The sequence below is a fragment of the Haemophilus parainfluenzae ATCC 33392 genome, assembly GCF_031191205.1.
GTDB classification, from domain to species: domain Bacteria; phylum Pseudomonadota; class Gammaproteobacteria; order Enterobacterales; family Pasteurellaceae; genus Haemophilus_D; species Haemophilus_D parainfluenzae.
The window spans coordinates 1,294,078-1,313,798 of the sequence record NZ_CP133470.1; the positions used below are offsets into that span (position 1 = coordinate 1,294,078).

The window sequence follows — 19,721 nt, forward strand, 5'->3', positions numbered from 1 at the left end:
TGTTTTTTAAGGCTAGAAATAAAAAAGGCGAACCATTGTTCGCCTTATCAAGATTGTATTTAATTAAATCGCCCAGCCGCCTGCGTAGAATGCGACAAGTACAACAGCGATGATAATTGTGCCGATATTGAGTTTTTTCACATCGCCACTCACGATACGACCAATTACTAATGCCGCAAAGCCAAGCATGATACCGGTTACGATGTTTGCCGTTAACACGATGAATACCGCGCAAACTAAGCCGCTCATTGCGCCTACGAAATCATCGAAGTCTAATTTGCTCACATTGCTTAACATTAATAAGCCCACATACATTAATGCCGGGGCAGTTGCGTAACCTGGCACTAAGAATGCAAGTGGTTGGAAGAATAACATCAATAAGAATAATACGCCGACGACGATAGCGGTGATACCAGTTTTACCGCCTGCGGCTGTACCTGCTGCTGATTCGATATAAACGGCTGCCGGTGCAGTACCAAATAAGCCTGAGAATAAACTACTTACAGAGTCAGAGGTTAAGGCTTTGCCACCGTTGATGATTTGCCCGTCTTTATCTAATAGGTCAGCTTGTCCTGCAACGGCACGAATAGTACCTGTTGCATCAAATACCGCTGTCATCACTAAAGCAAAAACAATCGGTAAAATAGCCGGTTGTAATGCACCTTGTAAATCTAATTGTAAGAAAAGTGAGTTTTCACCAAAGGTTGGCATTTTGAAGATTTGGCCATTGAATGTTACGTTTGGATCGAAGATTAAACCGACGATAGTAATCGCGATGATGACCCATAAAATCCCGCCTTTTACTTTCATTTTTTCTAAGCCGATAATGAATGCAAGACCGATTAAAGACATCATTACTGGGAACGAGGTGAAATCGCCTAATTTAACCGGTAAACCTGCTTGGTTGCCGACTACTAAGCCTACGCCATTTGCGGCGATTAAAAGTAAGAATAGGCCGATCCCGATCCCTGCACCATGAGCGATACTTGATGGCAGGTTACGTAAGATCCATGAACGAATACCTGTTGCCGAAATTAAGGTGAACACTAAACCCATGAGGAATACCGCACCTAATGCCACAGGAATAGAAACATGTTGACCAATCACTAAGCTAAATGCGGTGAAGGCAGTTAATGAAATAGCACAGCCGATTGCCATTGGCGCATTTGCCCAAAAGCCTATTAAGATCGAACCAAGACCCGCGACTAAACAGGTTGCGATAAACACCGATTCTGCCGGAAAGCCTGCATCACCAAGCATTTTAGGCACAACAATCACGGAATACACCATGGCTAAGAAGGTGGTTAAACCCGCAATGATTTCTTGACGAACCGTTGAACCGCGTTTACTGAGTTCAAAGGTTTTTTCTAAACTTGACATAAAGTCCCCTAGGTTAATAATCAAAAAGATGTGCCATTTTATAGTAAATCATTTAAAAGTAAACGTTTGCGTAATTGTTTTATAGAAGTTGGATGGAAAAGTGCGGTCGCTTTTGAGGATGTTTTTCGCATATTTTTTTATCGACTAAAAACTGCTATACTCTGAAAGTTTTTAACGTAATCAAAAAAAGGAAAAACAATGGCTGATTTTAATCAAATTTTAACGCCAGGCGATGTAGATGCTGGCATTATCAATGTGGTAAATGAAATTCCAGAAGGTAGCTGCCACAAAATAGAATGGAACCGTAAAGTTGCAGCGTTCCAGTTAGACCGTGTTGAGCCAGCGATCTTCGCAAAACCAACTAACTATGGTTTCATTCCACAAACTTTAGACGAAGATGGCGATGAGTTAGATGTTTTATTATTAACTCGCCAACCACTTGCAACAGGTGTATTCCTTGAAGCAAAAGTAATCGGGGTGATGAAATTCGTTGATGATGGCGAAGTGGACGATAAAATCGTTTGTGTGCCAGCAGATGACCGCGATACCGGCAATGCATACAACAGCCTTGCCGATGTACCAGCGCAATTAATCAAACAAATTGAATTCCACTTCAATAACTACAAAGCATTGAAAAAACCAGGTTCAACGAAAGTAACTCACTGGGGTGATGTAGAAGAAGCGAAAGAAGTGATTCGTGAATCAATCAAACGTTGGAATGAACGTTAATTTTTCATGTTAGTGAATTTAAAAGGCATCAGATTGATGCCTTTTGTTTTTATAGATGAATAAAAGTATAATTAAAATTAGCTATATAAACTTCTAGAATCAGCATGTTTTTAACCGTACTCGTAATGAGATTGAACTAAAAAGTAGGATATCGTTGTGGAGAAAGCTTAATAGACAAAGAAGAAATGGAGTTAGAGATTTAATATAAACAAGAAAAAATAAAGAATTGGGTAAAGGGAGTAATCACTAATGAATAAAATTCTTCAAATTATTATTCTTTTAATAATGATATTTTTATGTTGTTTTTTTGTGTTTTCATTAGGTTTAATAATATTTTCATTTGTTATGAATGGAGGTTCTATTTCTTTAGATGAGACAATGGAAATAATAGTTTTTTGCTTTAAATTGTTTTTATTAGGCTCTCCTTTGATATTATTATCAATATTTATTTCAAATAGAATTAGGAAATAGAATTTTAGAGGTGTTTTAAAAAACATGCTTTGAAAAGAAACATCAATATCTTAGTTTTTTAGATTTCTAGAAGATAGGGAGGTAGAATCTTCCTAGCATAATAATTTAAAATACTGAAGTACAAAGTGCGGTCAATTTTCAAAGAGTTTTAAAACCTCTCAAAAATTGACCGCACTTTTGTCTTATTGAATATCGTTAAAATGAGAAACGTAGTTCTGCATTAACATTATTCGCTTTCGTATCGTGGTTGTAAGCACCTTGATAGCCAACTTTTACGCTAAATGCTGGTGTGAACTGCGCTTGTAATGCCACACCTGTTGTAACGACATTTTTCAATTCTTTACCATAAAGATTCGCTACACCTTGGTTATTGATAACCAAGCTGCCTTCAGCGGCTTTATCTTTGTGGAAACGATGATAAGCCACATCACCTAATAAGTTTAATTGAACGCCACCAATTGCAAATGGAATGGATGGACGTAAACCTGCAGAGGTAACGATTAAATCACGATTGTTGTCTTTTAACTGCACTTCGTCTTTTGTCACACCTTTGTTTTTGATGTGCATATAGCTTACGCCAGCGTATGGTTCAATTGCAAAATGTTCCCCTTTTAAGCCTGTGTAGGCAAGCTCAGCAAAGACATTTTGTGTTTGGCTATGGCTTTTCACCCCTTGTGCAAATTCAGCACGTTGTTCGTGTTTACCCCAACTTTGAATAAAACCAATTTTCGGTGTTAACACGTTGAAACGATGTTCAGCTGTTAAGCCTAAATGTACGGCACGATCTTTCGAAGTGCGGTCAATTTTGTGGCTGTTTTGTGTTGAACCAACAAATACACCTAAATGTTTGTTTGTATCAATGGTTGCATCAATACCCACAAGTTGATTGTACGCATGACTGCTTAAACTATCCGTGCTGAAGTGAGTGAAGGTGCCACTTGTCCAAATTTGTGTGCCGGTATTAAGTTGTGCTCTTACTGTACCCGGTTGGGCAAGTTGCTGACGAAGCAATAAGCCATTTAACACATTGTGTTGTTGGGCAGCGAGATCCTCATCATAGCTTAAACGAGCAAAAGCTTGGCGAGCATTCTCTTCAGTTCCCAAAACAAGGTTTTGGTAATCAGGGCTGTTTGTTGCTGCATCTAAAGCATTGGCGATAGCCACTTCATTTTCAGTGGTTGCCGCAGATGAAAGGGCTTTTTTCTGAACGGTTACTTTCAACGTATTTGCATTACTTTCATTTTTAACCGCAAAGAAATCATAAGTGCGAGGTGTTTCAACTACCGCATTTTCAGCTCCCACAAATGAGCCAGTACCTTGTACGGAAACTGCTTTTTGTGGATCTTGTTGTAATTGAGGCAGAATTTCTTCGTCAAATTTATTTGGCACTAAAATAGAACCGTCTGCAAAGGTTGCATTGACGTTAGCAATACCATTATTCAGTAACAAACGACCACCTTTTTCCACGGTTGCGGTGACCGTTTTCGCGGTGCTGGTTAAGGTTTCGGTGACAAATCCATTCTCACTTGGTTTAGTAACTTCCGCTTTCGGTAACACTTCCAATGTTGCACCTTGTTTTACGATGACTTGTTGTGTCGAACCAAGGGATTGATTTAACCCTGAAAGTTGACCTTCATTTACAGTAATTGCACCGGTGAAGCTGTTATTACCTGTGAGCGTTAAGGTACCTGACCCATTTTTAGTTAATGTGCCGACATAGCCTTGTGCGGCACGTTCATTACGAGCCACTTCACGTGCTAAACCGACTTGATATTCCGCTTTTTCTTCTGCTGTCGCGCCTGCACGATTTTGCATTAATGCTTGTAATTCTGCTTTGCGCGTTGTCCAAGTTGCGGCTTCAGCTTGATCTTCGACTTGACGTGCTTTGATGGCTTTATCGCTAATATCATTTGACCAAACATCATTTTGATTGAGGTTGATTTTTACGTTTCCTAAGAATTGACCTGGGCCAAACATGGCTTTGCCAAGATCTAAAATACCCCAACCCCAAACGTTACTTGGTACACCTTGTTCGGTTTCCCAACGTTCTAACGGTTTACCTTCAAGCCCTTTACGAAGTGTGGTTTGTCTTGCTGTAGTCAGCATGACATCACGCGCTTGATCGGTTGTCATGTATGGATAGCGAGAAAGAATGACACCTAATGCACCACTTACGTGTGGGGCAGCCATTGAAGTACCACCGGCCGATTTGTAAATAGGGTCACCATAAGTATTGTTGTCTTGTAATTGAATGTAGGAGGAATAGATGTTGGCGGATGGCGCTGCAATCGTCCACCATTTGGAATGGCCGGCTAAGTTAAATTCTTGAATATCTGCGCCTGCTTTTTCATCACTCACATCGTCATTTGAGTCATTCGGATAGCCTTCACCACCGACTTGCCCCGTGACGTTTACCCAGTATTTTTCTGCATCAGGTCTGAAATATGGCAACATAGCACGCGTAAAAGATTCAACCATCATACTACGGTTACCCGCTGTAAAGACTTGAATCACTTGTTTATTTTTTGCCACTTCATAAGCCGCATCAACGAAGTTTTTCTCACCACTGGTGACAAATTGATAATAAGCTTTTTCAGCTTCGCCTAAATTACTTAAATAAATATGTGCTGCAGGACTGGAAATTGGTTCAGGTGCTTTTGGTACATCGTAGTATTGCACGCCATATTCAGGCACATCACGCCAATCATATTTTGGTTTGTAGCCTTGTGCGCCAGCAAAGGATGAATTGACACGACGGTTTGAACCCCAACTGTTATTAATCACTTTTGCACCGGCATCTGCTAGGGCCGAGTAGCCCTGTAAGAAGAAACTATAGTCTTGGTTTGGACCATAGGTCATGTTGTCGTTACCACCTGTGTTGGCAGAATAGAGGTTAGCACCGAATGCTACACCATGCATTTCATTGCCGTCACGGCTTGCCGCCATTGTCCCGCCAACATGCGTACCGTGCGCATCATTGGTATATTTATGCCATGCCCCGTCAATATTGAAGGCTTCACCTTTAGTGAAGATGCCATTATCTGTTTTATCGAAATTGCGTTTACCGTTTTTTACTGGTTCATTTTTATTAATTGGACCATTTCCTACCGATGCATCGGGATAACGCATGCCATCTTTACTATAAGTCCCTTCCGTTTTTACAACGTGGATTCGACCGTCTTGAAATTCAGGGTGGTTTAATAGCACACCTGAATCCATCACGCCGATTTTTACGCCTGAACCATTAAAGCCAAGAGCGTAAGCCGTGGAGGCATTCATTGAGGTTAAGCCCCAGTCTTTGAGGTATTCAGCGCTTTCCCAACTTTTGGTATTACCGGCTTGGCCTTGTTCAGAATAAGCGGCTGCATTAGCAGCATACCAACCAACAAGTAGTGCGAGTGCGGTTTTTTGAAGTGTTTGAGGTTTCATATTGTCTTCCTTTATCTTTTTGATTTTAGGAGACTATTATTCGTCTCATCGCGAAGCGCTTCAATGACTCAAATCAAAATTCCAGAGAAAAATGTTTATTCTGTGACAACGATCACACCAAAGTGCGGTCAAAATAGGGGATAAATTTATGTATCGTAGAAATCAATGTTATAATTTGCGAACAAAAATGATTAAGGAGTAACTCATGGCTATTTTAGTAACGGGTGGCGCAGGCTATATCGGTTCACACACTGTAGTGGAATTATTAAATGCAAATAAAGATGTCGTGGTATTGGATAATTTATGCAATTCATCGCCAAAATCTTTAGAACGCGTCAAAGAAATCACGGGCAAAGACGTGAAATTTTATGAAGGTGATATTTTAGATCGTGCTTTATTACAAAAAATCTTTGCTGAAAACAGCATTCAGTCGGTAATCCATTTTGCCGGTTTAAAAGCCGTGGGTGAAAGTGTTCAAAAACCCGCTGAATACTACATGAATAACGTCGCAGGCACGATTGTTCTCATTCAAGAAATGAAAAAAGCAGGCGTGTGGAACTTTGTATTTAGTTCATCTGCAACGGTTTATGGCGATCCGGAAATCATTCCAATTACAGAAGATTGCAAAGTGGGCGGTACAACCAACCCTTACGGAACCTCTAAATACATGGTGGAACAAATTCTGACCGATGTTGCGAAAGCTGAACCACAATTTAGCATGACGATTTTACGTTATTTCAATCCAGTAGGCGCTCACGCAAGCGGCTTGATTGGTGAAGATCCAAATGGTATTCCAAATAATTTATTGCCTTACATCAGCCAAGTTGCGATCGGTAAATTACCACAACTTTCGGTGTTTGGTAGCGATTATGATACTCATGATGGTACAGGTGTACGTGATTATATCCATGTGGTGGATTTAGCGATTGGTCACTTAAAAGCATTAAATCGCCATGAAAATGACGCAGGTTTACACATTTATAACTTAGGTACAGGTACGGGTTATTCTGTGCTTGATATGGTGAAAGCGTTTGAACAAGCGAACAATATCGAAATCCCGTATCGTCTTGTTGCGCGTCGCCCTGGTGATATTGCAACATGCTATTCTGATCCAAGTCTTGCTGCGAAAGAGTTAAATTGGACAGCTGAACGTGGTCTTGAGCAAATGATGAAAGACACTTGGAATTGGCAAAAAAATAATCCAAAAGGATACAGAGATTAATCTCACTCTTATTGGGCGGAGTATCATTCCGCCCTTAATATTTTAATCAGATAAAACACGCTCAAAAATAACCGCACTTTATGTCAGAACAATCCCTTTCTAGTCAAATATTTACCCGCAAAATGCTGATCTGTGTTTTCACTGGATTTAGTTCGGGCTTACCACTTTTCGTGTTATTGCAAATGTTGCCAGTGTGGCTGACAGATAAGAAACTTTCCGTTGAATTAATCGGTGCATTGACAGGGGTGATGGTGCCATATGGTTTGAAGTTTTTATGGGCACCGTTATTAGACCGCTATTTCCCGCATTTTTTAGGTCGTCGTCGTAGTTGGTTATTGATTTCTCAAGTGATTTTGCTGATTTCCCTTTATGCGATTAGTCAGTTTGATCCCGTGGCTGAGTTAAGTATGGTAGCTAAAATTGCCACATTCATTGCTTTTTTCTCAGCGACACAAGATATTGTACTCGATGCTTATCGTCGTGAAATTTTAACGGATAATGAATTAGGATTGGGGAACACCATCCACATTAATGCTTATCGCGTTGCAGGCTTAATTCCAGGGGGGCTCTCGCTTTATTTAGCGACGATTTATCCATGGGAAACCGTCTTTTTATTGACCGCACTTTGTATGTTAGCGGGCATATTTATGACGCTCTTTTTAGCGAAAGAACCGCAGATTGCACAGGTCGATCGTGAGCAACCTTTCTATATGGTGTTTTGGATACCTTTGAAAGAGTTCTTCCAACGCAAAGGTGTCGCCCAAGCCATCGGTTTTTTACTCTTTTTGTTCTTGTATAAATTTGGTGATTCATTTGCCACTACGTTACAAACGAAATTCGTCTATGACATGGGCTTTGAAAAAGAGCATATTGCGTTGGTGGTAAAAAGCACTTCACTTTGGGCGAGTATCTCTGCTGGTCTCGTGGGCGGTGTGATCATGCTGCGTTTAGGGATTAACCGCGCATTATGGGTATTTGGTTTTATCCAATTAATCACTATTGGTGGATTTATTTGGTTAGCGGCATTTGGGCATTTTGACCAAATTGGCGCCGCAGAACTTTGGAAATTAGGTTTCGTGATTGCGGGTGAATATATTGGTGTCGGTCTCGGCACAGCCGCCTTTGTCGCCTTTATGGCTCGCGAAACAAATCCACTTTATACTGCCACTCAATTAGCCTTATTTACCAGCCTTTCCGCTTTACCAAGTAAAGGGCTTGGTATGTTATCGGGTTACCTAGTCAAAGCAGTAGGTTACTATCATTTTTTCTGGATTTGTTTATTCCTCGCTATCCCAGGAATGATTTGTTTATTCTGGGTGGCGCCATGGAATGAAAAAGGAAATGAAAAAGCTTAAAATAAAATAAAGTGCGGTCAAAATTAACAGCAAAATCATTTGACCAAACAAGGCTTTAACGGTATTTTAAACAGGTTTATTATTTATTGGAGATTCGTATGAAAATTATTCTTTTAGGTGCTCCTGGTGCAGGAAAAGGCACGCAAGCACAATTTATTATGAACAAGTTTGGCATTCCACAAATTTCAACAGGGGATATGTTCCGTGCAGCGATTAAAGCGGGTACAGAATTAGGCAAACAAGCAAAAGCATTAATGGATGAAGGAAAATTAGTACCGGATGAATTAACCGTGGCATTAGTAAAAGATCGTATTTCTCAACCAGATTGTGCAAATGGTTTCTTATTAGATGGTTTCCCACGTACGATTCCACAAGCGGATGCATTAAAAGATTCTGGCGTGAAAATTGACTACGTTTTAGAGTTTGATGTACCGGATGAAGTGATCGTTGAGCGTATGAGTGGTCGTCGTGTTCACCAAGCGTCTGGTCGTTCTTATCACATCGTTTACAACCCACCAAAAGTGGAAGGTAAAGATGATGTAACGGGTGAAGATTTAATTATCCGTGCCGATGATAAACCAGAAACTGTGTTAGATCGTTTAGCGGTTTACCACAAACAAACCAGCCCATTAATTGATTATTACCAAGCTGAAGCAAAAGCAGGTAATACGCAATATTTCCGTTTAGATGGTACTCAAAAAGTGGAAGCTGTAAGCCAAGAGTTAGATAAAATCTTAGGTTAAAATAGACTGGAAACTGACCGCACTTTGAAGATTAAAGTGCGGTTAATTTTTCAAAAGGATTTTGAGATCGTAAATTGAGATCGTATTTGGGGACATTATGAGCAAGAAAAGAACAATAGCATTGACGATTTCGGCTATCGCAGTGGCACTTGGGATTGGCGCACAATTTTACACCAATCATAAAATCGATCAGGTGTTAAAAAATTTCCCTTATTCTTTGGATAACCAAGCAACATTGAATGTGACGCAAACCGCGAAAAACTTTTTTATTCGTGAGTTGATCTTTAGTGTAAAAGATAGTGATGCGAAAAGCACAAATGTGATTTCAACTAAGCTCACCGCACTGCCTTTCTTCATTACAGCGGAGTCTCAGCTGTCCGAGCAATTAGTTCGTCAATTAAATAAAACATTAAATATCACGATTGATAAAAACACGATTAATAGTAAATTTTCGCCGGTAGGGGATTATTTACAGTCTGATATTTTGACGGAATTCCGTGATTTTGCGAATAAGTCCCAAAACCTTTCTATTGGTCTTCATTTCTTAAAAAATAAAGAAGTTGAGCTAAAAACAAACTTAAGTGGTTTTAATTACGATAAAGACACGAAACTTGAAGAAATTGAGGGTGAAGCTCGCCTTGTGCCTGTTGGAGCAAATCAATATGACCTATCAAGTATTGACTTAACCGCGAAAAATGCCGAAGTGGCATTGTTAAATGGGGAAAATACACATGTTTATTTTAAAAATGCCACTTATCATTTTGATGTGAAACCTGGAGAATCAGATAAACGTGATCTAAGTACAAAATTTAGTAGTGATATTTTACGCATTGCCAATAAAAGCCGTACGACAGAAGAAAGCCAAGCAACAGCAGGTGGTTTGAATTTATTGATTAAACAAAATGGCGTGCCAAGTGCGGTCAATTTTCATCATGAATTTAAAAAATTAAGTGATGGCTCATTAGATATTAAAGACGGCGTCAATTTGTTAACGAAAATTTTTACACAAAACGATCGTTTTGATGGTTCATTATCGGTACTTTCTGTCAATGTGCCTAAAAATAATCAACCTTACTTTAACTTACAAAATGCCAGTCTTGAACTTAAGTTGGCGAATACAGATTTAACCAAAGCCAATGTGGATTTCAAATTAAATGTTGAAAGTGTGAAACAAACTCCTGCCGATGAAGAGCGTAAATGGGAAGCTAAAGGCGGTAAAGTTAATATTCAGTTAGATGATTACAACGTGGCAAACGAATTGGCGTTTGTACCGTTTTTATTAGATGCTTTTGCTGAGAAAGAGGCACCGTCAAAAGACAATAAAGACTTCTTGAATGCCAAAGATAAATGGGTGAGAGAATTTAGTGGCAAAACCAATATTGAGGCCGCATTAAAATCATTTAATATGGCCGATCTAGTGCTTGATGACGTATCAGCCAGTGATAAGACGGAAACATTAGACAATGATCAATATAATGAACATATCACATTGTCTGCGAATAAAGCGAGTTACCCAAGTGCAGGTTTCGAATTTGAAAAATTAGCGGTTGATGCACCATTTAAAATTAATCACAGCAAAGCGCATTTATCAGCAAGATTTTGCTCAGCACCGTTTTATGGGGCCTTATGCAGCACACATTTAACGTCAGCAACATTTGATAAATACATCAAAAACTCATGGAAAGAGCTTGATTTAATTGTTGATAATGCAACGTTGAATTTAAATCTAAATACTTATCCAGAGACTAATGCTTATCCTGTTAAATTGGAAGTGAGTGGTATTGTGCCTCAAGTGCCCGAAGATGATTTATCAGACATGATTCCAGATAATATTGAAGGCACATTTAATCTGACATTAAGTAAAATGTTGTTTGATGATCAAAATGAAAAAGCCTTAGCCATTAAGGAAAATTCATACTTTTGGCAATATTTAAGTAGCTTTGTGAAACATGATGGAAAACTTCACCGAGAATTTGTGGAAGAAGGTGATAATTACGTTTCTAGAGTGGAAAAAACGGAAAATGGCTACTTAATTAATGGTCGTACGCTTGAAGATCTTCGTCAAGAAAGCATGATGGAGAGTGATGAGGGCGAAGAAGAGAAGCCAGCAGCAACTGACTAGTTGAAAGGATAATATAAAAAATGACCGCACTTGAGATTCAAAATGCGGTCATTTTTTTATCTGTTTTTGATTACTTCACTAATCCACCACTTGCTTGTAAATCAGCATGGTAGGAAGAGCGAACAAATGGGCCACAGGCTGCGTGTTCAAAGCCCATTGCGTTGGCTTTATCACGGAACTCATCAAATTCGGCTGGTGGCACATAGCGCGCAACCGGTAAGTGATGGCGACTAGGTTGAAGATATTGACCCAGTGTAAGCATGGTTACGCCGTTTGCACGTAAGTCTTCCATGACTTGAAGAATTTCTTCATTAGTTTCACCTAATCCAACCATTAAACCTGATTTTGTTGGGATGTTTGGGAACATTTCTTTGAAATCATGAAGCAATTTTAAAGACCACTGATAATCAGCGCCCGGACGAATTTCTTTATACAAACGTGGCACATTTTCCAAGTTGTGGTTGAACACATCCGGTGGATTGTCTTTTAATTTTTCTAAGGCTTGAGTAATACGTCCACGGAAATCAGGAACCAAAATCTCAATTTTGATGCCAGGATTTAATGCGCGCACTTCTTTTACACATTCAGCAAAATGACCTGCGCCACGATCAGGCAAATCATCACGGTCTACAGAGGTAATCACCACATATTTCAACTTCATATCTTGGATAGTTTCAGCTAATTTACGTGGTTCATCTGGATCGGGTGGTAATGGTTTACCATGTGCAACGTCACAGAAAGGGCAACGACGAGTACAAATCGCCCCTAAAATCATAAAGGTTGCTGTACCATGGTTAAAGCACTCGTGTAAATTTGGACAAGACGCTTCTTCGCAGACAGAATGTAGGCCATGACGACGCATCCCATTTTTAATGGTCTCGATCTTTAATGAGCTAGATGGCAATTTGATTTTCATCCATTCCGGCTTTTTCAATAATTCTTGATTAGGATCGATGTTTTTAACAGGGATAATTGATGTTTTGGCTGCATCACGGTATTTCACACCGCGTTCCATTTTAAAAGGCGTTGACATTGTTCTTTCCTAAAGAAAAATGCCTGATTTAGGCATTTTTAAATGTATTATAAAAGTGAATGTTATAAATTTGTAACATTATAGCCCAAAAGTTCGGCAAAGTGTTTAATTAATTTTGGGGAAACCTTGTCAAGTGTTGCCTCTTCTTTACCAATAAAGTCAGCAAGCTGACACATTTCAAGCCCTGCATAGCCACAAGGATTAATGTAGTGGAAAGGATTGAGATCCATATTGATATTAAACGCGAGCCCATGGAAAGAGCAGCCTTTTCGAATGCGTAAACCTAATGAACAGATTTTTTTGCCATCAATATACACGCCAGGTGCATCTGGTTTGGGATAACCTTCAATACCATAGTCTGCTAGGGTTTTTACAACGGATTGTTCAAGTGCTGTCACTAATTGGCGAACATTTAAATGTTCATGACGTTTAATATCAATGAGTACATACATGACCTGCTGACCAGGACCATGATAGGTAATTTGACCACCACGATCGGATTGAACAACAGGTATATTACTACTTTGTAATAAGTGCTCTGGTTTGCCTGCTTGGCCTTGTGTGAAAACAGGATGATGCTCAACTAACCAAATTTCATCGGTGGTTTCTGCATTTCGATTATCGGTGAATTTCTGCATTTTATGCCAGATTTCCTGATAATCTTGTAATCCTAATTGACGGACAATTAAATCAGTATTGCTCATTTTAGAGAACCATTTTAACGCCTTCAACTTTTGAAAGTTCTTTGTAAAGTGTTTCTACTTGCTCAAAGTTTTGCGCGACGATATCAATCGAAACTGAATTATAAGTGCCTTTACTACTGCGTTTTTCCTTTGGAATATAATCACCCGGTAAATATTTTTGTATCACCGCGATGATGTCTTGTGCTAACCCCTCGCGGTTAACGCCTGCGACTTTAAATGTCATTGCAGCTGGGAATTCCATTACTTCTTTTAGTTTTTCATAATCGTTTTCGGTTGCCATGTTGTTTCCTTAATTTAAGAATAAGGTGTGTGAATCAGCTAAATTCACACACCTTACGAATTTATTGATGTGATATAAATGGGGAAGTGCGGTTAATTTTCAAGGTGTTTAGTCGAATAATCCTTTAACCGTTAACACTAACCAGTCCCAACCTTTTCCTAAGAAGCCGCCTTCTTGTACATCTTCTAATGCTTGAAGATTCACTGTTGCGACATCTTTACCATCTAATTGATAAACGATTTTACCTACCACTTGGCCTTTTGCTAAAGGTGCTTGTAAGTATTTGTTATCTAATTCGTAACGTGCTTTTAAGTCAGCTTGTTTACCTTTTGGCACGGTAATAAATCCATCTTGTAATACACCAACTTTTACCTCACCTTTATCACCGTAGTAAACCGATTGTTTTGAAATTTCTTCATTGGCTTTGTAGGTTTTTAAGGTTTCAAAGTTAGCAAAACCCCATTGTAAGAGTTTTTTACTTTCAACTTCACGGCCTTTATAGGTAGGCACGCCCATGACAACAGAAATCAAACGCATATTGTTTGGGCTTGTTGCTGATGCGACAAGGTTATAACCTGCTTGGCTTGTGTGACCGGTTTTCATACCATCCACGTTAATGGTTTTATCCCATAATAAACCATTACGATTAGGTTGTTTGATTTTGTTGAAAGTAAAGTCTTTTTCCGCGTAGATTTTATATTCTTCCGGTAAATCACGAATAATATGCGCACCAATAATCGCCATATCACGTGCAGTTGAATATTGGTTTGGATCGTCTAAACCATGTGGTGTAGTGAAGTTAGTATTTTTTAAGCCAAATTGTTGAACGTATTTATTCATGGTATCAACGAAGTTAGCCACGGTACCCGAAATATGTTCAGCTACTGCAACACAGGCATCATTACCAGAAACAATGATAATCCCTTTGTTTAAATCACCCACTGACACTTGTTGATTTAAATTTAAGAACATTTTTGACGAATCAGGGAAATTTCTACCCCAAGCGCTTTCGCTAATTGTCACCATATCTTCATTATGGATTTTACCTTGTTTTAATGCCGCACCAACCACATAACTGGTCATCATTTTCGTTAATGAAGCAGGGTATTGGCGTTGATCAGGGTTAAGTGATGCCAGTACCGCACCAGAATTGTAATCCATTAAAACATAAGTTTGTGCATTCACTTCCGGTATTGCAATACCATATTGAATGTCTTCAGATGCGGCAAATGTTGATGCTGCCATTAATCCCGAGCATAGTACAATTTTTTTCAATTTTGCAGATTGTTTTAACATAGCATTTCCTTTAATAGCTTATTAGTTTTTATAAGTATAAACGATTACGGGTTGCCCATTGATCGTTTTTTGTAATTTTGTTTTTAATTGATTAATATCCGATTGCTCCGTTAATGGACCAAAATGGATTTCGTAGTTTTGCCCATTTTGATTAATTTCAGTTTTGATGTCGTCTAGTGCGAGTTTTGTGATGATGCTTTCTGCTTGATTTTTTGACGACAGAGCGAGTAGTTTTAGCTTGAAGACAGTTTTTGCATTGTTTGTGCTTTCTAAGTTTTGATTTTTTTTTTCGTTATTTTTATTGATAACTAAACGGTCACTGGCTTCTTGCGTTTTTGCATGCTTAGCGAGTGTTTTTGCTCCTGCACCTGAAATTTGACCTTCATGATCCACGTGTAAGGCTTCAATTCTTACTTGTCCTGTACCACGAGCAATAAGGCCTAATTCTTTCGCAGCCGAATGGGATAAGTCAATGATACGTTTCTCACTGAATGGGCCGCGATCATTAATTCGCACAATCACTTTGCGATTATTATGCAAGTTTGTGACAACTGCATAAGAGTTTAAAGGCAACGTTTTATGGGCTGCAGTGAAAAGAGCCGAATTATAGCGTTCACCATTAGCTGTTTTACGACCATTAAATTTATGGTGGTAATAGCTTGCTGTCCCTTCTTTTGAATAGGATTTCGCCTCATCACCTTGTGTGGTGTATGTTTTACCATTCACTTCATAGCTCTGTGGCGCTTGAACGGTCGTGGTAATCGACAGTGAATCTCCTTGAATACCATACATTTTTTGCGTATCGGCAAAAGCAGAAAAACTTGAGCTGCTTATCAAGGTAAAAAGTGCGGTCGTTTTTAAGATGTTTTTTAATGTCATACTTATTACTTTCAAGATTATCGGTGCTCTTCATAAGAAAGCCAAAAGGGAAATTAGTTCCCTTTCATAAAGCGAGGTTTGTGAGTATGAATGGACATCACTAAACCAAAGCTTGCCATGATGGCGACATATGAGGTACCGCCGTAGCTAAAGAGTGGTAAAGGCACCCCTACAACAGGCAAAATGCCACTCACCATACCAATATTCACGAAGACATAAACGAAGAATATCAGTGTGGTTGCGCCCGCAAGAATACGCCCGAAAGAGGTTTCTGCATTTACCGCAATTATTAAGCCACGGATAATAATAAACAAATAAATTGCCATCAGAATAAGAAAACCGACCATTCCATGTTCTTCACTCATCACGGCAAAAATAAAATCAGTGTGTGGTTCAGGCAAAAATTCTAATTGGGATTGTGTCCCTTGCATCCATCCCTTGCCAGATATACCGCCTGAACCGATGGCAATTTTGGATTGCAAAATGTGATAACCTGCCCCCAAAGGATCTTTTTCGGGGTCAAGCAAGGTTAATACACGCATGCGTTGGTAATCATGCATTAAATACATCCACATGATAGGAATAAATGCCGCTAAACCAACTACTGCAGCAAGAATTAGCCACCAACTCATCCCAGCTAAGAATACCACGAATAGGCCTGATGCACTAACCAGAATTGACGTGCCTAAGTCTGGTTGAATAGCCACAAGTAAAGTTGGCACAATAATCATGGCAATAGCAATAAAGGTTTCGCTCATTTTCGGTGGTAATGGACGGTTACCTAAATATACCGCAACCATTAATGGTACCGCGAGTTTGACAATTTCAGAAGGCTGAAAGCGAATAAACCCAAGATCTAACCAACGTTGTGCTCCTTTACTGGTTGTTCCGATAGCATCAACCAAGATCAGCATGATAAAACCCACCAAATATAAGTAAGGGGCGAGTCGCTGATAAAATTTAGGGGGAAGTTGTGCCATAATCATCATGACAGTAAAACCTAATATGACCTGAATGATACGATTTTGGAACATCACTTCACTGGCACCAGATGCACTATAAAGCACAAGCATGCCATAGGCTGTAATAGCGGCTAATCCAATAAATAATAAAAAATCAATATGTAAGCGTTGCCATAATCGCAAGCATAGAGGCACTTTTTCTTCCATTATTCATTCTCACTTGGTTGAGATTCTAGTGCTGGCGCATCTAAATCAGTTTGGTTCGTCTTTTTCTCTTTTTCAGCATTTTCTAGACGTTCAATTTGCGGCAAGCGTTTATTCAAGTAGAAATCCATAATTTGCCGTGCAATTGGCGCCGCATTACTTGAACCACCGCCCGCGTTTTCTAAAATAATGGTGACAACTAATTTTGGATCTTCATAAGGCGCATAAGCCGTGAACCAAGCATGGTCATGTAATTCTTTTTTCAATCCCGCGGCATTATATTTTTGGTTTTCTTTTAAGCTGAACACTTGTGCGGTACCGGATTTCCCTGCTACATGATAATTCGTGCCGATAAAGGCTTTTCGCCCTGTTCCTGCACCTGAATTCACCACATTGAACATACCGCGCTTAGCCGCATCCCAATAAGCTTGTTTCGGGTCGGTAATATCTTCATATAAAAGCGGGTCTTGATACGGTTCAATGGTGGCACCCTCAACTGATTTCATTAAATGTGGCGTATGAATTTTACCGTTATTGACTACAATAGAAGTCGCTTTTGCCACTTGTAATGGTGTCGCTGTCCAATACCCCTGCCCAATACCCACTGAGATTGTATCGCCCTGTACCCAAGGTTTTTTATAACGTTTTTGTTTCCATTCTTTACTCGGCATATTGGCCGTGGCTTCTTCTTGAATTTCAATACCTGTCGGCATACCAAACCCAAAACGTTTCATCCACATTGAGAAACGATCAATACCTAAATTAAAGGCGGTTTGATAGAAGAAAGTGTCCGATGATTCAGTAATGGCTTTGTTTAAATCTGTATAACCATGCCCTGTTTTTTTCCAATCTCGGAAACGTTTTGTTGAGTTTGGTAATGTCCAGTAGCCTGGGTCAAAAATCGTGGTATTAGGTGTAATCACCCCTTCAGTTAATGCCGCAACAGCAACGAATGGTTTTACCGTAGAGGCTGGTGGATACACCCCTTGTGTTGCACGACTGTAAAGTGGTCGAGTTGGATCTTCGAGTAAACGTTTGTAATCACTGGAAGAAATGCCATCGACGAATAAATTATTATCGTAGCTTGGTGTTGAAACCATCGCTAATACACTATTATCTTTCGGATCAAGCACAACAACAGCGCCTTTTTGACCTGAAAGGAGCGACATAATGTAGCGTTGAAGAGTAAAATCGATAGTCAGATGAATACTTTTCCCCGCGGTGGCGGGTTGTTCACGTAGTTTACGAATAACTTTACCACGGTTATTAATTTCAACCTCTTCGAAACCAGTTGTACCATGGAGTTGTTCTTCGTAATAACGTTCAATACCCAGTTTCCCCATGTCCGTAGAACCGGAATAGTTAGCAAATTTTTCTTCTTTTTTTAGGCGCTCAACATCTCGGTCATTAATGCGTCCAACATAACCCAAAATATGAGTCATGGCTTCGCCATACAGGTAATTTCGTTTGAAATAAGGACGTACATCAAGGCTTGGATATTTATACTGGTTTACTGCAAAACGGGCAATTTGTTCTTCCGTTAAGCTTGGTTTGAGTAAAATCGGCGTATAGCGTGTACCACGACGACGCTCTTTTTTGAAATGCTCAATGTCTTCATCAGTGAGTCCTACAACATAGCGCAATTCTTCAAAAGTGCGGTCTAAATTTTCTGTTTTTTCCGGCACGATATATAAACCGAAAAAAGTGAGGTTTTCTGCCAGTAACTCGCCGTAACGGTCGTAAATTAATCCGCGAGTAGGAGGAAGCGGAAGTAATTTAATACGGTTACCATTTGAGCGAGTTTGGTACATGTCGTAATTCACCACTTGGAGATGGTAAATATTAGCAAATAGCACACCACTTAGGGCTAAAATACCGATGAATGCGACCAATGTTCGACGCGCAAACAAGTTCCGCTCCGCTTTTTTATCGCGGATCGGTTCATTGGTTGGTGCAGAAAAGAATTTTTTTAAATTCATCGGTAATGTAATACGTTATTCTCTATGATAAGGGTGGTTTGTTGTCAGTGACCACGCGCGGTATAAACTTTCTGCCACGACAACTCGCACTAATGGATGGGGCAGTGTGAGTGGTGACAGTGACCAACTTTGTTCTGCTGCCGCTTTGCATTCGGGGGATAAACCTTCAGGCCCGCCAATGAGTAAGCACACATCACGACCATCATTTTTCCAACCCTCTAATTGCTCAGCAAGTTGTGGTGTTGTCCAAGGTTTGCCAGGGATATCTAATGTGACTACTTTGCCTTTTCCGCAAGCTGCGAGCATCGCTTTGCCTTCTTGCTCTAAGATACGTTTAATATCCGCATTTTTTCCACGCTTGCCTGCAGGGATTTCAATGAGTTCAAAAGGCATGTCTTTAGGAAAACGACGTTGGTATTCTTCAAATCCGGTGGTAACCCAAGCCGGCATTTTGGTGCCCACTGCAATTAATGTGATTTTCATCCTTTTCCCTTTTAAAACACCATCAAAATTGACCGCACTTTATGCCCAAAGTTTTTCTAATTGATACATTTCACGTGCATCGCGCTGCATGATGTGTACGATGGTTTGACCGAGATCGACCACGATCCAATCTGCGGTATTACGACCTTCTTCACCAAAGGTTTCATAACCGGCTTTTTTACATTCCGCAATAAGGTTATCGGCCATCGCAGAGACTTGGCGGCTAGATGTACCGGTACAAATAATCATATTTTCAGTAATCGATGATTTGCCTTTTACATCAAAATGCACAATTTCAGTGCCTTTTAAATCATCGAGTTTATCAATTACAAATTCAACTAATGACATTTCTTTTCCTATCTAAATAAAGCGATGAATTCTATCATTGAATGAGGGAAAGGGATAGGCTTAGGGCAGATTTTATTTGAATTGTTTCATGGTTTTCATGGT

At 39.6% G+C, this 19,721-nt stretch carries 16 protein-coding genes; 5 read left to right on the forward strand and 11 right to left on the reverse strand.

Going from position 1 to position 19,721, the window contains the following annotated elements:
- Positions 1 to 63: 63 nt before the first annotated feature.
- Positions 64 to 1,380: an NCS2 family permease gene (locus RDV53_RS06410; RefSeq protein WP_005695475.1), complete on the reverse strand. Its 1,317-nt coding sequence runs from the start codon at positions 1,378 to 1,380 to the stop codon at positions 64 to 66.
- A gap of 198 nt (positions 1,381 to 1,578) precedes the next feature.
- On the opposite strand from RDV53_RS06410, the gene RDV53_RS06415 reads away from it, so the two are divergent.
- The gene (locus RDV53_RS06415) at positions 1,579 to 2,109 is read left to right on the forward strand and encodes an inorganic diphosphatase (protein ID WP_005695476.1); all 531 of its coding nucleotides are present in this window, start codon (positions 1,579 to 1,581) and stop codon (positions 2,107 to 2,109) included.
- A gap of 666 nt (positions 2,110 to 2,775) precedes the next feature.
- On the opposite strand, the gene RDV53_RS06420 is transcribed toward RDV53_RS06415, so the two are convergent.
- Positions 2,776 to 6,009 (reverse strand): S8 family serine peptidase, encoded by a 3,234-nt coding sequence (locus RDV53_RS06420; protein ID WP_005695479.1) that lies wholly within the window; start codon positions 6,007 to 6,009, stop codon positions 2,776 to 2,778.
- Between the two features lie 205 nt (positions 6,010 to 6,214).
- Here RDV53_RS06420 and galE point away from each other — a divergent pair, with 205 nt between their 5' ends.
- The 4 genes from galE to RDV53_RS06440 all read left to right on the forward strand — a co-directional run bounded on the left by galE (position 6,215) and on the right by RDV53_RS06440 (position 11,451).
- Positions 6,215 to 7,231, forward strand: a complete 1,017-nt coding sequence (gene galE, locus RDV53_RS06425; RefSeq protein WP_005695480.1) for a UDP-glucose 4-epimerase GalE — start codon at positions 6,215 to 6,217, stop codon at positions 7,229 to 7,231.
- A gap of 80 nt (positions 7,232 to 7,311) precedes the next feature.
- Entirely contained in the window at positions 7,312 to 8,586 is a 1,275-nt protein-coding gene (locus tag RDV53_RS06430) for an MFS transporter (protein ID WP_005695481.1), read from the forward strand.
- 98 nt (positions 8,587 to 8,684) lie between these two features.
- Positions 8,685 to 9,329, forward strand: a complete 645-nt coding sequence (adk, locus tag RDV53_RS06435; protein WP_005695482.1) for an adenylate kinase — start codon at positions 8,685 to 8,687, stop codon at positions 9,327 to 9,329.
- A gap of 97 nt (positions 9,330 to 9,426) precedes the next feature.
- Positions 9,427 to 11,451 carry a hypothetical protein gene (locus RDV53_RS06440; RefSeq protein ID WP_005695483.1) on the forward strand — a complete coding sequence of 675 codons (2,025 nt, stop codon included), beginning with the start codon at positions 9,427 to 9,429 and terminating at the stop codon, positions 11,449 to 11,451.
- A 70-nt stretch (positions 11,452 to 11,521) separates the two neighbouring features.
- Here the strand turns inward: RDV53_RS06440 and lipA are convergent, their stop codons facing one another.
- The 9 genes from lipA to rsfS form a co-directional block, all read right to left on the reverse strand.
- Positions 11,522 to 12,484 (reverse strand): lipoyl synthase, encoded by a 963-nt coding sequence (gene lipA / locus RDV53_RS06445; protein WP_005695484.1) that lies wholly within the window; start codon positions 12,482 to 12,484, stop codon positions 11,522 to 11,524.
- A 62-nt stretch (positions 12,485 to 12,546) separates the two neighbouring features.
- Positions 12,547 to 13,188, reverse strand: a complete 642-nt coding sequence (gene lipB / locus RDV53_RS06450; RefSeq protein ID WP_005695485.1) for a lipoyl(octanoyl) transferase LipB — start codon at positions 13,186 to 13,188, stop codon at positions 12,547 to 12,549.
- Between the two features lies 1 nt (position 13,189).
- Positions 13,190 to 13,468 carry a DUF493 family protein YbeD gene (gene ybeD / locus RDV53_RS06455; RefSeq protein ID WP_005695486.1) on the reverse strand — a complete coding sequence of 93 codons (279 nt, stop codon included), beginning with the start codon at positions 13,466 to 13,468 and terminating at the stop codon, positions 13,190 to 13,192.
- A gap of 108 nt (positions 13,469 to 13,576) precedes the next feature.
- Positions 13,577 to 14,764, reverse strand: a complete 1,188-nt coding sequence (locus RDV53_RS06460) for a D-alanyl-D-alanine carboxypeptidase family protein (protein ID WP_005695487.1) — start codon at positions 14,762 to 14,764, stop codon at positions 13,577 to 13,579.
- Between the two features lie 21 nt (positions 14,765 to 14,785).
- The gene (locus tag RDV53_RS06465; protein WP_065243034.1) at positions 14,786 to 15,643 is read right to left on the reverse strand and encodes a septal ring lytic transglycosylase RlpA family protein; all 858 of its coding nucleotides are present in this window, start codon (positions 15,641 to 15,643) and stop codon (positions 14,786 to 14,788) included.
- Between the two features lie 53 nt (positions 15,644 to 15,696).
- Positions 15,697 to 16,812, reverse strand: a complete 1,116-nt coding sequence (gene rodA, locus RDV53_RS06470; protein WP_005695491.1) for a rod shape-determining protein RodA — start codon at positions 16,810 to 16,812, stop codon at positions 15,697 to 15,699.
- A complete protein-coding gene (mrdA, locus tag RDV53_RS06475; RefSeq protein WP_005695493.1) occupies positions 16,812 to 18,788 on the reverse strand; it encodes a penicillin-binding protein 2 in 1,977 nt (658 codons plus the stop codon). The genes rodA and mrdA overlap by 1 nt, the downstream gene beginning before the upstream one ends.
- Before the next feature lie 15 nt (positions 18,789 to 18,803).
- Positions 18,804 to 19,271, reverse strand: coding sequence for a 23S rRNA (pseudouridine(1915)-N(3))-methyltransferase RlmH (rlmH, locus tag RDV53_RS06480; RefSeq protein ID WP_005695494.1), 468 nt, complete (start codon positions 19,269 to 19,271; stop codon positions 18,804 to 18,806).
- A 39-nt stretch (positions 19,272 to 19,310) separates the two neighbouring features.
- Positions 19,311 to 19,619: a ribosome silencing factor gene (rsfS, locus tag RDV53_RS06485; protein WP_005695495.1), complete on the reverse strand. Its 309-nt coding sequence runs from the start codon at positions 19,617 to 19,619 to the stop codon at positions 19,311 to 19,313.
- Positions 19,620 to 19,721: the final 102 nt, after the last annotated feature.

Coding starts and splice junctions, on each gene's coding strand:
- RDV53_RS06410 (WP_005695475.1), bottom strand. CDS start 1,380: ATGTCAAGTTTAGAAAAAACCTTTGAACTCAGTAAACGCGGTTCAACG.
- RDV53_RS06415 (WP_005695476.1), top strand. CDS start 1,579: ATGGCTGATTTTAATCAAATTTTAACGCCAGGCGATGTAGATGCTGGC.
- RDV53_RS06420 (WP_005695479.1), bottom strand. CDS start 6,009: ATGAAACCTCAAACACTTCAAAAAACCGCACTCGCACTACTTGTTGGT.
- galE (WP_005695480.1), top strand. CDS start 6,215: ATGGCTATTTTAGTAACGGGTGGCGCAGGCTATATCGGTTCACACACT.
- RDV53_RS06430 (WP_005695481.1), top strand. CDS start 7,312: ATGTCAGAACAATCCCTTTCTAGTCAAATATTTACCCGCAAAATGCTG.
- adk (WP_005695482.1), top strand. CDS start 8,685: ATGAAAATTATTCTTTTAGGTGCTCCTGGTGCAGGAAAAGGCACGCAA.
- RDV53_RS06440 (WP_005695483.1), top strand. CDS start 9,427: ATGAGCAAGAAAAGAACAATAGCATTGACGATTTCGGCTATCGCAGTG.
- lipA (WP_005695484.1), bottom strand. CDS start 12,484: ATGTCAACGCCTTTTAAAATGGAACGCGGTGTGAAATACCGTGATGCA.
- lipB (WP_005695485.1), bottom strand. CDS start 13,188: ATGAGCAATACTGATTTAATTGTCCGTCAATTAGGATTACAAGATTAT.
- ybeD (WP_005695486.1), bottom strand. CDS start 13,468: ATGGCAACCGAAAACGATTATGAAAAACTAAAAGAAGTAATGGAATTC.
- RDV53_RS06460 (WP_005695487.1), bottom strand. CDS start 14,764: ATGTTAAAACAATCTGCAAAATTGAAAAAAATTGTACTATGCTCGGGA.
- RDV53_RS06465 (WP_065243034.1), bottom strand. CDS start 15,643: ATGACATTAAAAAACATCTTAAAAACGACCGCACTTTTTACCTTGATA.
- rodA (WP_005695491.1), bottom strand. CDS start 16,812: ATGGAAGAAAAAGTGCCTCTATGCTTGCGATTATGGCAACGCTTACAT.
- mrdA (WP_005695493.1), bottom strand. CDS start 18,788: ATGAATTTAAAAAAATTCTTTTCTGCACCAACCAATGAACCGATCCGC.
- rlmH (WP_005695494.1), bottom strand. CDS start 19,271: ATGAAAATCACATTAATTGCAGTGGGCACCAAAATGCCGGCTTGGGTT.
- rsfS (WP_005695495.1), bottom strand. CDS start 19,619: ATGTCATTAGTTGAATTTGTAATTGATAAACTCGATGATTTAAAAGGC.